This window comes from Synechococcus sp. R6-7 (genome assembly GCF_047461695.1).
GTDB lineage: Bacteria > Cyanobacteriota > Cyanobacteriia > Thermostichales > Thermostichaceae > Thermostichus.
Genome location: NZ_JANSHS010000454.1, coordinates 1 through 1644, shown reverse-complemented (window position 1 = coordinate 1644; position 1644 = coordinate 1). Strand labels below are relative to the sequence as shown.

2 protein-coding genes and 1 pseudogene are annotated in these 1644 nt (G+C 57.4%); all 3 read right to left on the bottom strand.

Annotation, left to right across the window (positions count from 1 at the left end):
* Positions 1-368 (bottom strand): annotated as a pseudogene (locus tag NW815_RS12585) (hypothetical protein); the annotation flags it as partial.
* Positions 369-371: 3 nt separating this feature from the next.
* Positions 372-812 carry a hypothetical protein gene (locus tag NW815_RS12580; protein WP_414344023.1) on the bottom strand — a complete coding sequence of 147 codons (441 nt, stop codon included), beginning with the start codon at positions 810-812 and terminating at the stop codon, positions 372-374.
* Positions 809-1644 (bottom strand): CRISPR-associated RAMP protein Csx10 (gene csx10, locus NW815_RS12575; protein WP_414416082.1); only part of this gene is annotated, 836 nt, incomplete at its 5' end. The genes NW815_RS12580 and csx10, both read right to left, overlap by 4 nt.

Genomic DNA, 1644 nt, shown 5'->3' with positions numbered 1-1644 from the left:
TTTTTGGCCTCAACGATAATCACCACCGGATCTTGAATGTAGAGTTGGAGAGGGGATAGGCAAATGATGTAGTCGCATAGGCCCACCAACCCCCTCTCGGGATCCACGTTGAATTCCTTGCCGGAAAACAGCGAGATTTGATCCCGACATAGGTACTTCACCTCTCCCAGCACAGGGGCGATGATAAACTCGGAGCGGGCTTTTTCGCTGTTGACCGAGGTGGCCAAGCCGAGATAGCGATCTAGGGTTATTTTCAAGTAATCGGAGCACTCAGTCGGTGGAACCTCTGCAAACAGGCCATGGATGATTCTTGACCTGAGCTGAAAGGTCGAAATGGCTCTCTCAAGGGTAAAACTGCTGTAGGTCACGGTCTAGGATCCTCCTCCCTCTCGCTTGTACTTGAGGTAGCGGGCCCCATAGCCCAGGTAGCGCCGAATCAAGTCAATTTTGATCTCGTTGACTTTGGGGGATGCTCTTTCAATTCCGGCTTCCCTGGCGATGGCTATAGCCCTTTGATGAATCCAGTTGTCGATGTCTTTGATGATGGCTTCTGCCAAAGAGTCTTTGCCCCGCCCCCACTTGTCATCGCGCCCCACCTGGTAGCGCAAAAAGTTCTTGATCACCTCTGAGCTTTCGGTGGAAGCTGCCACGTGCAATAGGTTGCGATATTGGGCCTCTTCCAATCTGTTGAGACCTCTGAAGTTATCCAAGGCGGCTTGAATTCTGGCGACCAGATCATCTTCGGCCAGCCGGATTTGCCGTTGGATCTTGAGCTCTTGTTCCGATGTGATCTCGCTGGTGGCGAAGGTCATAGCGGGTTCTCCCAGAAATGATGATGGAACGGACTGCAAACTTCGATTTGGCCGAATCCTTCAGCAGTGCGTTCGCCAATCCCCCAGTATTCCATCTCCGCCAAAATCGGGATCCAACGCTCCAGTTGCGTGGTGCTCAGCAGAAAGACGCTGCCCTGCGTGGTTACCAATTCTACATCTTTGAACAGACCCCAGGCAGCGTTCCAGCCGGAGACATAGGCGTAGCTGCTGAAGGCCAGCTCCAAAGCCAGGGATCCATCTTCGCAGTTGGCCTCTTCCTGGAGCATCTGGGGGGTGAGCACGGTGGTGCGTTGCCAGCGCTCTTTGAGAATGGCCCCCGACTGCAGCCCAATGGAGAAATACTGCCGCTCCGGCGGAAGGGGCTGCCAGGGATCCCCGAACACCTGCCATTGTTGCCAGCGCTGCCGCAGCTTTTGGTTGAAGGCTTCCACCCGCTGGGCCAGGGAAGGCCGGGGAGCAGCCAGACGCCGAGCCGTGACGTTGACCCGGCCCAATCCCCGCGACACCCCTCCTCCCAAGCGCAGCAGGTGGGCGTGGGCGTTGAGGTAGCGGGTGAGGGTCTCGGCCAGCTCGGGATCCCGCAGGTAGATGTAGCCGCTGAAAAGGGAGCGCTCCAGATGCCCATTGGGGCGGGCTTTGCCCTCGTTCATCACCTCTAGGCTGTAGAGGATTTGGTCGGCAGCAGTGGCGCGGCGACGGTTGATCCCCACCCGCGTGAGCAGGCGTTTGGACACAGCAGCTCGTTCGTAGCGGGGCCCCAGGTCAGACTCCTGCTGGCTGTAGAACCCCCCGAAGGGCTCCACTCTTCCCC

Excerpts from the sequence above, each read along its gene's own strand:
- NW815_RS12580 (WP_414344023.1), bottom strand. The coding sequence starts at position 812 with ATGACCTTCGCCACCAGCGAGATCACATCGGAACAAGAGCTCAAGATC.